The 14,132-nt window shown below is 60.6% G+C and carries 11 protein-coding genes; 4 read left to right on the top strand and 7 right to left on the bottom strand.

What is annotated here, in order from left to right:
- Positions 1–24 precede the first annotated feature (24 nt).
- Positions 25–1,713, top strand: a complete 1,689-nt coding sequence (locus QQL85_RS17835) for an NAD(P)H dependent flavin oxidoreductase family protein (protein ID WP_284354566.1) — start codon at positions 25–27, stop codon at positions 1,711–1,713.
- Between the two features lie 203 nt (positions 1,714–1,916).
- Here QQL85_RS17835 and QQL85_RS17830 read toward each other — a convergent pair whose 3' ends face one another.
- Both QQL85_RS17830 and QQL85_RS17825 read right to left on the bottom strand, forming a co-directional pair.
- On the bottom strand, positions 1,917–3,005 hold the full coding sequence (locus QQL85_RS17830; protein WP_284354567.1) for a polyamine ABC transporter substrate-binding protein: 1,089 nt from the start codon (positions 3,003–3,005) through the stop codon (positions 1,917–1,919).
- 41 nt (positions 3,006–3,046) lie between these two features.
- Positions 3,047–4,348, bottom strand: coding sequence for an NAD(P)/FAD-dependent oxidoreductase (locus QQL85_RS17825; protein ID WP_284354568.1), 1,302 nt, complete (start codon positions 4,346–4,348; stop codon positions 3,047–3,049).
- A gap of 135 nt (positions 4,349–4,483) precedes the next feature.
- Here QQL85_RS17825 and QQL85_RS17820 point away from each other — a divergent pair, with 135 nt between their 5' ends.
- A complete protein-coding gene (locus QQL85_RS17820) occupies positions 4,484–5,404 on the top strand; it encodes a LysR substrate-binding domain-containing protein (protein WP_284354569.1) in 921 nt (306 codons plus the stop codon).
- A 239-nt stretch (positions 5,405–5,643) separates the two neighbouring features.
- On the opposite strand, the gene QQL85_RS17815 is transcribed toward QQL85_RS17820, so the two are convergent.
- Positions 5,644–6,633 carry an alpha/beta hydrolase gene (locus tag QQL85_RS17815; RefSeq protein ID WP_284354570.1) on the bottom strand — a complete coding sequence of 330 codons (990 nt, stop codon included), beginning with the start codon at positions 6,631–6,633 and terminating at the stop codon, positions 5,644–5,646.
- Positions 6,634–7,183: 550 nt separating this feature from the next.
- Between QQL85_RS17815 and QQL85_RS17810 the strand changes: the two genes are divergently transcribed.
- Positions 7,184–7,582: a hypothetical protein gene (locus tag QQL85_RS17810; protein WP_284354571.1), complete on the top strand. Its 399-nt coding sequence runs from the start codon at positions 7,184–7,186 to the stop codon at positions 7,580–7,582.
- A 207-nt stretch (positions 7,583–7,789) separates the two neighbouring features.
- Here the strand turns inward: QQL85_RS17810 and QQL85_RS17805 are convergent, their stop codons facing one another.
- A complete protein-coding gene (locus QQL85_RS17805) occupies positions 7,790–8,779 on the bottom strand; it encodes a zinc-dependent alcohol dehydrogenase family protein (RefSeq protein WP_284354572.1) in 990 nt (329 codons plus the stop codon).
- A gap of 140 nt (positions 8,780–8,919) precedes the next feature.
- Here QQL85_RS17805 and QQL85_RS17800 point away from each other — a divergent pair, with 140 nt between their 5' ends.
- Positions 8,920–9,819: a LysR family transcriptional regulator gene (locus tag QQL85_RS17800; RefSeq protein ID WP_284354573.1), complete on the top strand. Its 900-nt coding sequence runs from the start codon at positions 8,920–8,922 to the stop codon at positions 9,817–9,819.
- A gap of 109 nt (positions 9,820–9,928) precedes the next feature.
- On the opposite strand, the gene QQL85_RS17795 is transcribed toward QQL85_RS17800, so the two are convergent.
- The 3 genes from QQL85_RS17795 to QQL85_RS17785 all read right to left on the bottom strand — a co-directional run bounded on the left by QQL85_RS17795 (position 9,929) and on the right by QQL85_RS17785 (position 14,032).
- Positions 9,929–12,463, bottom strand: coding sequence for a TonB-dependent siderophore receptor (locus QQL85_RS17795; RefSeq protein WP_284354574.1), 2,535 nt, complete (start codon positions 12,461–12,463; stop codon positions 9,929–9,931).
- A 94-nt stretch (positions 12,464–12,557) separates the two neighbouring features.
- Positions 12,558–13,499, bottom strand: coding sequence for a FecR domain-containing protein (locus QQL85_RS17790; protein WP_284354575.1), 942 nt, complete (start codon positions 13,497–13,499; stop codon positions 12,558–12,560).
- Positions 13,496–14,032: a sigma-70 family RNA polymerase sigma factor gene (locus QQL85_RS17785; protein ID WP_284354576.1), complete on the bottom strand. Its 537-nt coding sequence runs from the start codon at positions 14,030–14,032 to the stop codon at positions 13,496–13,498. The genes QQL85_RS17790 and QQL85_RS17785 overlap by 4 nt, the downstream gene beginning before the upstream one ends.
- Between the last annotated feature and the right edge of the window lie 100 nt (positions 14,033–14,132).

The following is a 14,132-nucleotide window of genomic DNA, read 5'->3' as shown; positions in this document are numbered from 1 at the left end:
ACCTCCATTTGAGCCGAGGTGTTCATGCAAAGCCGCCACGTCATTGAATTGTCGCCCTCGGGCAAAACCTTCGAAGCCAGCCACGAGTTGCTGCTCGATGCCATGCTCGCCAGCGGCCTGCCGGTCCCCTTCTCCTGCCGCCGCGGTGCTTGTGGCTCGTGCAAGGTCAAGGTGGTGTCGGGGCAGTATCACGACAAGCAGCGAGATGCGGATACACCGCCCGCCTCCTACCCCCTGGCCACCGACGAGATGCTGCTGTGCCAGAGCCACGCCTGCAGTGACATGCGCCTGGAGATACCCGGCTGGTCACTGGATACCCCGGCACTGGAAGTCCACGCGCAGGTGGCTGGCCAGCGCGCGCTCAGTACAGATATCGTCGAGCTCGTGCTGCAGCCTGCCCAGCCACTGGACGTTCGGGCTGGCCAATATGTGCGGTTCCAGCTGGGCAATGGCGACAGCCGCTGCTTCTCCATTGCCAACCTACCGGCCCAGGAACAGGGGCAACTGGTGTTTCATATTCGCAAGGTCAGCGGTGGCCTGTTCACAGAAGGCTTGCTGCCCGCCCTGCAGGCCGGCGCATCAGTAACGCTCGAAGGCCCGCTGGGCGCCTGCACCTGGCAACACGAGGACCAACGCCCGTTGGTGCTGTTCGCCACCGGCACAGGTTATGCCGGCATCAAACCCTTGCTGCTGACTGCCCTGGCACGCGATGCCGAGGTCACGCTGTATTGGGGCGGTTCATCGACAGCGGACTTCTACGACCATGATTTTCTCGAACAGGCCAGCCGTATGCACCCACATTTTCGCTGGTACCCGGTACGCTCGGACCAGGCGCGGGTGCAGCAGGCGGCGCTGGCCCACGCACATCGCTGGGACGAGGCCCAGGTCTACGCCTGCGGCAATGCCACGATGATCAGCCAGGCCCGCGAACAGTGCCTTGCGGCAGGCGTTCCCCCCCATCGTTTCGTCGCTGAAGCCTTTGTCGCCAGTGGCGCACTGGCAGCGCAGGCTTCCTCGGCCAGCACACTGCACCCAGCGCTGGAAAAGGTCGGCCCGCGCTATTCGCTGGACGGCATGCTTGCGGCCCGCGAGCAGTCGGTACGGTCCGTGGCCGCGATTGCCAGCCAACTGCAGGTCGGCATGACCACTGCCCAGGCGCTTGAGATGGCCGCGCAAACCCTGCAGGCTATGGGCGCGTCGCACACCTGGCACCCCACCTACATCCGCTTCGGCGATGACACCGTGCGTACCCCGCGACAAGGTATTGATCTGCAGCGCGTATTACGTACTACGGACATTGTCGTGGTCGACGTCGGCCCGGTCTGGGATGGCTACGAAGGCGACTATGGCGACACCTTCGTGTTCGGCCAGCACGAACTGCACCACGCCTGCGTCAAGGCATTGCATGACGTGTTCGACGAAACCCGTCAGGCCTGGGGCCGTGGGCTGACCGGACGTGAATTGTATGACTTCGCCGAGCGCAGTGCCCAGGCCAAAGGCTGGCAGCTTGAGCGCAACCTGGCCGGGCACCGCATCGCCGACTTCCCGCATGTACTGTATGGGCAGGACAAACTGGCCGAGGTAGAGATCGTTCCTAGCGAGGTCGTATGGGTACTGGAAATACAGTTGTGCCACCCTACCGAACCGGTCGGGGCGTTCTTTGAAGACATCCTGATTGGTGAAGCCAGGCCAGTCGTGTCTACGGCAGCTTGAAACGACCATCAGGAAGCAAGGTGCGCGTCAATCAGGCGCGCAACCGCTTCGGCATGGCTGTGGCCCAAGTCATGATCGGCCTCGGGAAACACCGCCAGGCTGGCGTCAGGTATCAACTGCATCAAACGCTCGCCAACAGCAACCGCGCTGATCGCTATCGTAGAGTAGCCCCCCTCAGTGAACTATTCCCACCGGTCGCGGCCTCACTTCCCACTTGTCACTCTGGTCCATAGCCGGGTACTCAAGCGCATCCCCGCCGGCGATAGGGTCTTGATCGGGAACAGCGCATCGAGTACCGATTCCGGCGGGTAGATTGCCGGATTGTCACGCAAATCCGGCGTGATGTACTCCAGCGCCGCCGCATTCCCATTCGGGTACTTCACAGCATTGCTGATGTTGGCGATCACCTTCGGCTCTAACAGGTAGTTGAGGTACGCGTACCCATTTTCCCGGTGCGGTGCCCCCTTGGGCATCACAACCATATCCACCGCCACGGTCGAACCTTCACGCGGAATGCTGTAGCCCACCTCCACCCCATTCCCGGCCTGCTTGGCACTGCCCATGGCCTGCAACACGTCGCCACTGAAACCGATGGCCACGCAAATATTGCCGTTGGCCAGGTCGCTCACATACTTGGACTGGTGGAAGTAACTGATGTAAGGCCGCACCGCCAGCAACGCCGCTTCGGCCTTCTTCAGGTCTTCGGGCTTCTCGCTATGCGGGTCCAAGCCCAGTGTCTTCAGGGTGATGGAAATGATCTGCGTCGGGTTGTCGAGGAACGCCACCCCGCACTGGCTGAGCTTCTGGACGTTTTCCGGCTTGAACAACAGGTCCCAGGACTGCGTCACCTCAGTGCTGCCGAAGATCGCCTTGATCTTCTCTACGTTGTAGCCAATGCCGGTGGTCACCCACATGTACGGGATCGCGTATCGGTTGCCCGGGTCGCTGGCCTCCAGGATCTTCATCAGCTTCGGGTCGAGGTTATGCCAGTTGGGCAACTGGGTGTGGTCCAGCTCCTGGATGGCCCCCGCCTTGATCAGGCGCGGCAGGAAGTGGTTCGACGGGCTTGCCAGGTCGTAGCCGCTGTTGCCGGTCATCAGCTTGGCTTCGGTGGTCTCGTTGCTGTCGATCAGGTCGTAGGTGGTCTTGATGCCGGTGCGACGGGTAAACTCGGCCAGGGTGTCATCGGCGATGTAACCGCTCCAGTTGGCGATATTGACCCGTTCTTCGGCATGCGCCGCAGCGGCCAGCAACGCCGAGGACAACAGGGCCACGCAAGTGTGCTTGATCATGGATTCGCTCTCTTGTTCTTGTTTGCAAGGTAATTGAAAAATCAGCGCTCGCCCTGGGCGCGGCGCACTTCCCAGGCCATGCGCACGCTGGCGCCCAAGTCGAAGAACGGCCGTGGCGGCAGGTAGCCCGGACGGGCCTGGCTAAGCACATCGCGCAGCAAGGCCGAGTCGGCGCCAATGGCCATCTCTACCAGCAAGCGGCCCCACAAGGTTCCGCGGGCGACACCGGAGCCATTGCACCCGGCCACGGCATGCAGGCCGTCCTGGATCCTGGCGAAGTACGGCTCGCCGGAACGGGTGCCGCTGAGGTGGCCGGTCCAGGTGTATTCGAGGTCTTGCGCCATAATCCCCGGGAAGCGCTTTTGCAGGCCCCGCAGGTGCTCGCGCTGGCGCACGGCCAGGCTGGCGGCATCGATATCGCGCTGGCGATATTCCACGGTGTTGCGGATCAGTAGCCGGCGCCCCGGCAGCAGGCGCAAGGTGCAGCCGCCTGGCAGGGTGGACAGCACGCCCCAACCTTGATCGCCGAATAGCTGCTGCCAATGCCCTTCAGTAAGCGGACGGGTGATGCTGGCGCTCAGTTCCAGCGGGAAAGTGCCGCTGCGCTTGAGGCCAACCCTTGGCAGGAATGCGCCCACGCACACCAGCACTTGTCGCGCCTGCACTTCACCTGCTTCGGTCTGCGCGGCCCAACCTTTTCCGGGGCGGCGGCGCAGGTCGGTGACGGCGCTGTGCTCGAAGACTTCCACCTGCTCCGGCAGGCTGTCGGCCAGGCCTTTGACGTAGCGGGCCGGCTGCATCAACCCGTTGCCACCCGCGCAGTGGACGGCGCGGGCATAGAACGACGTGCCCAGGCGCTGCTGCAGCAGTGTGCCCTCGAAGAACTGCGCCTGGGCGCCCACGGACGTTAGGGTTTCCAGGGTCTGCTGGACTTTCTGCAGGTGCGCCGGTTCATGCACCGCGAAGTGATAGCCGTTTTCACTGAGTTCGCAGTCCAGCTTAAGCTCGGCGATACGTCGACGCACCTCCTCCCCAGCCGCCACACCAATGCGCGACGCGACCTGGTAACCGGCGAACCCCGCAGTGCCGATCAGCTCGCCAGCGCCAGGCAACTCATGGCTGACCACAAACCCGGAATTGCGCGCCGACGCGCCTTGGGCAACACGCTGGCGGTCGAGCAGCACCACCCGTTGCGAGGGAAATCGCCGCGCCAGGGTATGGGCCGCCGAGAGGCCGGTGATGCCGCCGCCGATGATCAGCCAGTCGACCTGTTGCGTGCCTTCGAGGCGCGGCTTTACCGGCGACTCTCCAGCCAAGGCGATCCAGCCACAGTGGTTGTTCATTGTCCGTCACTCCTTCACAATTGATGCACAGGCGTGATTGACCAGATACCCGGAAGCCCGCTGCATGCCTTTAATTTACGGGCACGACACCTAGCTTTCTAACGCTAATAATTCATCCATCCATTCGGAATTTGCATGGATAAAAACCTTCGCACGCCCTCGCTGCAAGCACTGCAGGCGCTGGTCCGGGTGGCGGACACCCGCAACTTCACCGAAGCCGCTCGCCAACTGCACCTGACCCAGAGCGCGATCAGTCGGCAGATCCAGCAACTGGAGGAGCACTACCAGACCGTGCTGTTCGACCGCACCAGCCGCAAGGTCGCGCTGACAGAGCACGGCCGCGAGGTATACGAGGTGGCGCGGGACCTGCTCAAGTCCCTGCGCACGCTGGAACAGCGCCTGGCACCGGCGCCCCAGGACCGCCCTTTCCGTATCCGCATTTTCGTATCCCTGGCGGTGCGCTGGCTGTTGCCGCGGCTGAGTTCGTTCTATGCGGTGAACCCCGGGCTGACCTTGTCCATCGAGACCGTCAGCGGGGAGCTGGTGGACGAAGGCGGCGATTGCGATGCCTATGTGCTGTACCTGCCGGGTGGCCTGGATGATCGCCGCCTGACGCCACTGTTCGACGAATACCTGATCCCAGTGTGCGCTGCGCAGCTAGACGACGGCCGCGCCCCACCCCGCTCTGCCGAGGCACTGGCCGGGCATTCGCTGATCCACGGTTCCACCTCGCGCTACGAATGGAACCTGTGGCTCAAGGCGCAGCAGGACCTGCCCGAGCGCAGCTACCAGCACCTGCTGTTCAACCTCGACGACCTGGCCCTGGACGCCGCCGCGCGTGGCCTGGGCATCGCCATGACCGACCGCATGCTGGCCCACGACGCGGTGGTGCGCGGCGATCTGGTGGTGCCCTTCGGCGAAGCACTGAAGACCGGCGGCGTGTATGCCCTGTGGCTACGCGACAGCGGCGTTGCTCATCCCGCGTGCCAGGCAGTGTTGAAGTGGTTTGAGGAGCAGGTGGAACAGACCGTGCAGCCGGGAATGCCTCCACGGTAATAGTTCGGGCCAACGCCGAGCTGGCGCGTGAGCACCCGCCTGAAGCCGTGCGTTCAAGTAAGCAACTGACCGTCTGCTATGGGGCCAGGCCTCACCTTCAATGAATCGCTGGAGTGGTCCTGTTGCCGGCCCCAAAAACCGCCATTCAGCTGCGCAGGTCTGTCAGGCTGACACCTTCACGTCACCTGACTATGGCCTCCCTCCGCACTCCGCTTGGCAGCATCTATATGAGCTGGAGGTCACTCTCCATTCCGCTTGACGGGTGGGGCGGCGACATAGGCTTCATCCCGCTTACGGTTGATCTCAAGGAGGCCGTGCAACGCACGCGCTTGGGCAGAGGTCAGAATCCCGTTGTGTGCCTCGACTGATCCATCCTTGGCCCAAACTACCCAACCTAACAAGTGATTGCTCTCCTCGCAGGTCTCTCTTCCCTTTCCATTATCATTTCGCGTTGTAATGACCCAGTTATGACCTTGAAGCATAGTGAAACAGCTGTCTTTGACGTTCGCTTCTTTCCAACGCTTTGCCAACGTGTCAGCACAGCCAGTCGCCCTCGGGTCACAGGCGTTGAGGTCGTGGCTTTTGTTGGTAGATGTATCGCCCATCGGAGCAGTTAGCGTGGCGACACGGAAACCATAGCGGACTGCATAATCGTTCTTGGCCTGTAGCGTCACCAGCTTCGGAATTCGCCCTTTGTTCTTCAAAAGGCGGAAAGGCAGGTATTCTGTAGCCGCCACAGCGGGATTGATCAACACATACAAATTGTCATCAATGGCGTCGTCATGCTTCAAGCGATCCTTTACGGCGTGCAATACCACGGAGCCGCCCAAGCTGTGGCCAATAACCGCGTATCGATGGATCTTTTTTGAGGCTACCCGAGCGTCCAGGTCCTCCAGCAAGGACTTCAGACCCTTTTCGCCGACCTTTACCGAGGTGCTCTGTCTATCCCAAAACGTCAAAAAGTCCGCAATGCCGTGTTCTATTCCAAGGAGGTTCTGGGAGTCACCACGCCAGCCGATGTAAACGCCGGTGTACGGGTTAGAACTTTCGCATTTAGCACTCGGATCCTCGGGTGGCTTCTTACAATTCATCTCCTGCAGGAAGCTCGTGAAGCCTTTGAGATTCTCGTTGCCTGGCTTGGCGTTGTTATGCCAGCCGTGTACGAAAATCAGGAGAGTGTCCGCAGCGGCTTGGCGATCAACCGTTTCAAGCAACGCGTGGCGCTGCACTGCGTTTACTGTTCCAGCATCATCAAACTCGACGACTAGTGGGCTGCTTGTTCCAAGCGGTGGGACCGCCTTCTCCTGGGGCGGATTCGCCAGCAGCGATGCAGCCCAGGCCTCTTGATACGGCCTGTCGGGGACCGTCGTGCACGCATTTATCCCTGAGCAAATTATGAATATCCCAGACCCTCTCAAGTATTTTTCGATCGATCCCACCATCATTTATCCCCCCAACTGAGTAATCGAACAGCGAGGTATGGCACCGAGCCATCTAGAACGAGGGTAGCAGGTCATAGCGCTTCAAGTGGTTGGGCTGAGCGCTCGACTTGGCCGAGTGTCGATAGATCCTTAGATGGGATGCTTCTGGCCAAATCACGCTTTCACAAAAAGGCAGCTACGAGGCGATTGCTGCCCTTCGCGACAGGCAGAAATCGACCCGAAACGGACGTTTAACTACAAGCAAAAGGTTCCCAAAAATAGCCCTGCACTGGACTGGGAACTGCAAATTATCCATCCTGATAATGAATGGGCATGAAGCGTAATGGAGAGGCTGATCATGACTGGGCTTACGCGAGAAAACCCTACGACCATTGCCTTCGTAGTGAATTGCTATCTGAGCAACGCGATCAGTACGCTGGAGCTACAAACGTGGGCGGCTGATGTTGCAGGGTCAGGGGCAGCCCAACCCGACTACTTACTAGATTTGACTACTTTTGACGCTCCGCGCTTCCACGTTTATGAAACCTTGGGTTTTAGCCCTGGCCGAACATTTTCAGCCGAGGAAAGCGATGCGATTTATGGCATTGCGTACCTCCGTGATCGCCAGGTCTATGAATCCGTAGATAAGGCCCGAGCGTTACAGGCATTGCATCAAAACCCGAGTGTTCGTACGGAATTTGCAGCCGTTTTTCCGTTTATCCAGTCGGGTTATCAGAGCACATCGGTCGATGGATGAAATCGATGCCGCAGTAGTCGCATTCACGATGAGCAGGGGATCACGCAATACGCACTTCCTGCTTGGGCCGACAGCGGTCTGTCGCGGCAGGCTGCTTTCGACCCATAGTAGCCATTCGTGAGGGGCGGCTATCAGCCAGAAGCGGTCATTGGGCTGAGGGTTAGTTCGGGGCGGAAAGAATTTGCTCTCAGCCCCCGTAAACACTAATCAGACAGTAACTACGATCTTGCCGATCTGCTGATTGGCCTCAAGGAAACGGTGGGCATTCTGGATGTCGCTCAGGGGGAAGACCTTGGCGATGATCGGACGCAACGCACCAGACTCCAGCCCTTTTAGGATGAAGGCCTTGGCCCGCGCCAGGGCTTCCGGATCAGCCACTATTTCTGCGTAGAGATAGCCCTTGAGGGTCAGGCTTTTGCCAAGCACGGTGAACAACGGGAATGGTGTCGGCTCCGTACTGAGTGCGCCGTACTCCAGCAAGATTCCGCCTCGGGCCATGCTCTGCGTCAGAGGTTCGAAGGACGGCCCACCCACAGGATCGAACACTACGCGGGCGCCTTGATCGCCAGTTATCTCCATTACGCGCTCGACGATGTTCTCTTCATCACTGACGATAACGTGGGCAGCGCCGGCATCCAGCAGGGCTTGTTTCTTAGCGCGAGTTCGAGTGATCGCAATCGATGTGGCGCCAACCATACGAGCGATTTGGAAGGCGGCTAGACCAACACTGCTTGATGCGGCGGTGACAATGACAAAGTCTCCTTGCCGCAATTTCGCTTGTTCGATCAGTGCGCCCCAAGCGGTGACGTACTGCATCCAGGACGCAGCCGCCTCTTCAAAGGACAAATTCTTGGGGTTCTTCACGACTAGGTGGCCCGGCACATTGGCCAGCTCTCCGTAGGTGCCCCAGCGAGCAATGTCCAGAGGCGGGATCAGCGCGACTGCATCGCCAGCCTTGATCTCGGTTACGTCGCTACCTACTGCAACCACGATGCCTGCAGCCTCGTAGCCTAAGCGGCTGGGGAACTCAGCCTCCTGTAAGTAGGCGTGATTGCGAAACATCACTTCGGCTCGGTTCAAGCCAATGGCTTTGACGCCAATCTGCACCTCGTTTGCTGCCGGTGCCGGTACATCCAAATCTTCCAGTTTCAGAACGCTGGCGTCACCGTATTCATGGATTCTGACAATGCGTGACATCGTGGATACCTCGTTTTTGAGTGGGCCTCGATGTGCATCCGGAAAGTCTCCGGACACTCAAAGGGTGACGAAAATTTAGACGTTGGCAGGTGGAGGATAAAGGCCTACGATGACACAGAACTAGAAACAGGATGTTTTCAATGGATCGTCTGACCCAGATGGCTACGTTCGTCAAAGCGGTTGAGTCGGGTTCATTCAGCGCCGCTGCGGACGATCTCAACTTGTCCCCTCAACTGGTGGGGAAGCAGGTGAAAATGCTCGAACACCACCTGGGTGTTTCCTTGCTGCATCGGACTACGCGCAGGCAAAGCCTCACCGACTTCGGTCGCGCCTTCTATCAGCGTGCAAAGCTGATCCTTGCAGACATGCACGCTGCCGAGAGTCTGGCCGCTGCCACGCGCGGCACACCAAGCGGTCGCCTTCGCATCAACGCACCAGTTACATTCGGGATTCGCGTACTTTCACCGCGCCTGCTGGAGTACATGGTTAGGTATCCCGAAGTGTCTGTTGACCTAGCGCTGTCGAACGAACTGGTCGATATCGTCGATCATGGTTACGACGTGGTATTCCGCATCGGCGAGCTGATGAGCAGTGGATTGAAGGCAATGCCACTAGAGCCTTATCAGATGGTTTTGTGCGCTGCGCCGTCCTACCTTGCACGCCGCCCTCCCATCACGAATCCGTGGGATCTACAGCAACAGGAGTGTTTGGGGTTTACCTATTCTGATGGTCGCTCGCACTGGAGTTTCGATAGCCAGGAAGGGCGTCTCGATGTACCGATTACAAGCAAATTGACGATCAATCAGGGCGACCCGCTGCTGGCGGCAGCTGTAGCGGGTCTAGGTGTAGTTCTACAACCGATAGAGCTGGTGGGTGATGCCCTGCGTGATGGGACGTTGGTACGCCTGTTACCGCAGTATCCGGTGCCGACTTCCCCAATGCATATGCTCTACGCCCCTGACCGCAGAATGACCCCCAAGCTGCGCAGCTTCTTGGATTTTGCACGTGAGGCTTTTGGGCAACGAGGCCCTCTCTCATAGAGGAAGATCAATGTCTGCTATTGGCCGTAAGCAGCCCTCCACGAAGGGCTGCACTGGGTCGAGAGCGGTCGATCAGCACTGACCGCTTTCATGCACCTGGGGAAATGACTCAATATTTGCCGCGAATCGTCAGCATGAAGTTGCGCGGGTCGCCGTAGAAATTGTTGTACTGCGACGTACCTACCGTCGAGTAGTACTTCTTGTCGAACAGGTTGTTTCCATTGAGGGTGGCCGACCAGTGCTCGTCGATCTTGTAGTCCAGGCTCGCGCTCCAGATCGTGTAGCCGGCCTGCATGAACTTGTACGGTACCGAGGGCTCACCCCAGGTGCCGGTGCCAGGATCGAAGGTCGACACCGAGCCCGACTTCGACGTGGCGCTCTGGCTGATAGCCCCCAGCCCGACCTTCCAGTCCTCCAGCCCGCCCGGCAACTGCCAGGTGCCCCAAACCTTGAGCAGGTGCTTGGGCGTAACCCCTTCGAAGGCACTGCGGCCCTCTTCGGCGTCCTTGGCCTCGAGGCGGCTGTAGGTGTATCCGGCCATCAGTTGCAGGCCCTTGGCAACCTCACCGCTGACCTCTGCATCGAAGCCCTTGCTGACCACCTCACCGGCGTTGAAGTAGCAACAGGTGGCTTCGCTGCCCACCGGCCCAGTCCCCTCCTCGTCATACACCGCCGAGTCCTGCTGCTCGATGCGGTAGACGGCGAACGAGGTATTCACACGTCCGTCGAACAGTTGGCCCTTCAAGCCGATCTCGTAGTTCTTCGAGGTGGCCGGGTCAATCTGCGCACCGCTGGTGTCGGTGAAACCGGCTTGCGGCGTGAAGGTTTCGGCGTAGCTGGTGTAGGCGGTCCACTGATCATTCAGGTCGTAGGTCAGGCCGGCGTAGGGCGTGGTCACACCGCGTTTGTGCTCGGTCGGTGGCCGCGACTGCGTGTCGTTGCTGTAGAAGACCTGCTTGTTCTGGTAGCTGTAGTCGGAAAGGCGCCCCCCGAGGATCAGCTTGAATTCATCGGTCAGCGCCAGCCGGGTCATGCCATAGGCAGAGCGGCGGATCTCCGGCAATTCCTGTTTCTTGACCGCTACGCTGCCTTGGTCGTCCGGTGGTGTACGACCGCCCAGGTCCAGTGGCACGCCGAGCAGGCCGCGACGCTGGATGACGCTGCCGATGGTATCGGTGTAGTCCACCCCTACGAGCAGGTCATGGTGTCGGTCGAAGGCGTCGAAACCACCCTTCAGGTAGCTGTTGACCGACTTGCGCACGCTGCCACTCTTGTTCGGAAAGTTGTTCCAGGTAGGCCCGGTTCCACTGACCGGGTCCACGGCGCCGAAAAAGTAGAGGCCTGCGGAGTCGCGATCGATGTCCACATAGGAAAGGTCGGTGGTCAGTGCCCAGTCATCGTTGAAGGCGTGCTCCGCCTTGGCATAGAGCTGGGTGGTTTTTTCGCGCACGGTGTTCCAGCTGGCGGTGTACGCGGTGTGCCGTGGCAGCCCCAGGTCATCACCATTGGAGTAGCGCGGCAGCCCGGCGAAATAGGGAACGCCGTCATTGTCCTGGTAGCTGCCGCCAAGGGTCAGCGTGGTGGCGGGGTTGAGGTCGACCTCAAGCGAGCCGTAGGTCAACGAATTCTGGGTGTCGACATAGTCCAGAAACGACTTGCTGTCCTGGTACGCCATGCCCAGCCTGCCGCGGATGGCGCCGCTCTCCACGAGTGGGCCGGTCACGTCGAACTCGCTGCGGTAGTTGTCCCAGCTGCCGGCCGAGGCGGAGAAGGCCAGCTGGCTGTCGTGCAAAGCGCGCTTGCGCACCAGGTTGATGGTGCCGCCAGGGTCGCCGGTGCTCGAGTACAGGCCGTCGACCCCGCGCAGGAATTCCACGCGCTCGTACTGGGCCATGTCCAGCTGGCTGAGCGAGCCGTAACCGGCGATCGACGTGGTCAAGGGTGCGCCGCCGTCGATGGTGGTATTGGACACCGCGAAACCACGCGAAAAGAAATTGCTTTCATTGCCCATGGCCGCCTGGGAGATGCCACCTTTCTGCAGGCTGACGCCGGTCATTTTGCTCATCACCTCGGTCAGGTTGTTGAGGTTCTGGTCCTCGATACGCTGGCGGGTGATGACCGACACCGAATGCGGCACCTCGCGCAGTGAGGTCGCCACCTTGCTGCCGACGGCCGCGGATCCTGCGCTGTAGCTGTTGGCGTCCGGCTCGAGGCCCTGGCCGATCACGGCGGTCGGCGTCAGCATTACGCCTTGTCCGGCACCAGCCTCAACCAGGGAGTAGCTGCCATCACCGTTCAACACCGCGCTCAGCGGGCTGCCTTGCAATAGCCGGGCGAAGCCTTGCTCGACACTGAAACTGCCCTCCAGGCCAGGGCTCATACGGCCTGCGGTCAGGCGGGTGTCATACGACAGCGCCACGCCGGCTTCACCGGCAAAGCGGGTGACCGCCAGTTCCATCGGGCCTGCGGCAATGGCATAGCGCTTTTGCACCGTGGCCGCACGCGCCTGGCTGGCATCGCTGAGCAGCGGGCCCAGCACGGTGTATTGCAAAGCAAGTGTCGACGAGAACACCGCAAGGGCCATGGCGGAGGGGCGGGGGTGTCGTACGGGTTGAACGGCGCGGCGTTGTTGCTTGGATTGCATGCTGACTCCTGGTCCTTCGCAGAGGTGTTGAAGAGATTCAGGAATAGGTCGAGCGGGAAATCGGAATTCGACAGTGACTGCGAATCTATTTTATTCAGGCCGTGGCAACCACCCGGGTCCAGAAACGGGTGCGGCGTACGATAAGTACCGGCAGGGCACGGGCCACCGAGGCCAAGGCCTTGTCGATGTCATCGAGGGGGAAGGCGCCGGAGAGCTGCAATGCCGCCACGTCGTCAGCGCAGCTCAGGAAACCGTTGCGGTAGCGCGACAGCTCCGCCAGCAGGCGTTGCAGCGGCCAGCCACTAACCACCAGGTGCCCGCTTACCCATGCGTCGGCGGCCGGCGTCACGGGGTATGGCGTCTGGAATCGATCACCACTGAAGTCCATGGCCATACCTGTCGGGACCACCTGCTCAGCATCAAGCTGCACAGGGCGTACGGCTACCGCATGTTCCAGCACCTTCACCTGGGTGAGCCCGTCAAGCTGTCGGACACTGAAGCGGGTGCCCAGCGCCCGCAGACGGCCCTGGGCGCTGATGACGCTCAGGGGGCGCGGGTCATTGCCGGTCTGCAGCAATATCTCTCCGGCGCGCAGGTGGATCAGCCTTTCACCTGCGGTGAATTCGATGTCCACTGCACTGGCGGTGTTCAACACCAGGAGGGTACCGTCGGCCAGCGTCAGCGAGCGGCGTTCGCCGGTGACCGTGTGGTGCGCCGCCAGCCAGATCGGCGCCTGACGGTAGCCCGACCAGCCCAGAGCGCCGCTGCCCGCGAGCAACAGCAGGCCCTTGAGCACGGCACGCCGGTTGGGCGAGGTTGAAGGTGAGTCGAGTACCTGGCAAGCGAGGCTGGCCGGTAAACGGCGCAGGCTCGACTGCATGGACTCGACCCGTTGCCAGGCCCACAGGTTGGCCGGCCTCTGGCTATGCCAGTGCTGCCAGGCCTGGTTCACCTGCGGGTCTTGTGGCGCCTCGGCCAGGCGGGCCAACCAGCCGGCGGCGTCGCGCAGGGCCTGGCGTTGTTCGTCGCGCGTCATAGGTCGTTGTCCAGGGCGAACAGCAGGCAGTGTTCGGTGGCCTTGGCCACATACTTGGTGACAGCGCTCACCGAGACCCCGAGGTCAGCAGCGATTTCCTTGTATCCCAGGCCCTGCAACTGTGACAGCAAGAAGGCCCGTTTCACCTTCCGACCCAGGCCGTCGAGCATGCAGTCGACAGCCTGGAGCAGCTCGATGATCAGCAGCTTGTCTTCCTCCGACATGGCCAGCGTCTGCGCCTGTTCAGCCAGTGCGTCGAGGTAGCGCTGTTCCAGGGCTTTGCGGCGCAAGCTATCGATCAACACCCGACGCGCGACGGTGGCGAGAAATGGCCGGGGATTATGCAACTGGAGCTTCTTCGGGTGAGTTTTCTCGTTGAGTAACAGTCGGACGAATGTGTCTTGAGCGAGATCCGCGGCCTCATGCGAACATCCCAGCCGACTACGTAGCCAGCATACCAACCAGCTGTGATGAACATCGTAGAGATCGGTTAACGCGCTGGGGACTGCGACCGAAGGATTGCAGCGGGACATGGATGAATCATCTTGCGATTGAGAATTACTCGCAATGTAATCAATGTTCGAGTAGATGGCAACTAGTCTAAGTTGCCGGACGCCGCTGGGGGAGCCCGAA

Source organism: Pseudomonas putida, assembly GCF_030159595.1.
GTDB lineage: Bacteria > Pseudomonadota > Gammaproteobacteria > Pseudomonadales > Pseudomonadaceae > Aquipseudomonas > Aquipseudomonas putida_AC.
Note: the sequence above shows the minus strand (reverse complement) of the source record. Positions and strands in the feature narration are given on the sequence as shown.

Coding starts and splice junctions, on each gene's coding strand:
- QQL85_RS17835 (WP_284354566.1), top strand. CDS start 25: ATGCAAAGCCGCCACGTCATTGAATTGTCGCCCTCGGGCAAAACCTTC.
- QQL85_RS17830 (WP_284354567.1), bottom strand. CDS start 3,005: ATGATCAAGCACACTTGCGTGGCCCTGTTGTCCTCGGCGTTGCTGGCC.
- QQL85_RS17825 (WP_284354568.1), bottom strand. CDS start 4,348: ATGAACAACCACTGTGGCTGGATCGCCTTGGCTGGAGAGTCGCCGGTA.
- QQL85_RS17820 (WP_284354569.1), top strand. CDS start 4,484: ATGGATAAAAACCTTCGCACGCCCTCGCTGCAAGCACTGCAGGCGCTG.
- QQL85_RS17810 (WP_284354571.1), top strand. CDS start 7,184: ATGACTGGGCTTACGCGAGAAAACCCTACGACCATTGCCTTCGTAGTG.
- QQL85_RS17805 (WP_284354572.1), bottom strand. CDS start 8,779: ATGTCACGCATTGTCAGAATCCATGAATACGGTGACGCCAGCGTTCTG.
- QQL85_RS17800 (WP_284354573.1), top strand. CDS start 8,920: ATGGATCGTCTGACCCAGATGGCTACGTTCGTCAAAGCGGTTGAGTCG.
- QQL85_RS17795 (WP_284354574.1), bottom strand. CDS start 12,463: ATGCAATCCAAGCAACAACGCCGCGCCGTTCAACCCGTACGACACCCC.
- QQL85_RS17790 (WP_284354575.1), bottom strand. CDS start 13,499: ATGACGCGCGACGAACAACGCCAGGCCCTGCGCGACGCCGCCGGCTGG.
- QQL85_RS17785 (WP_284354576.1), bottom strand. CDS start 14,032: ATGTCCCGCTGCAATCCTTCGGTCGCAGTCCCCAGCGCGTTAACCGAT.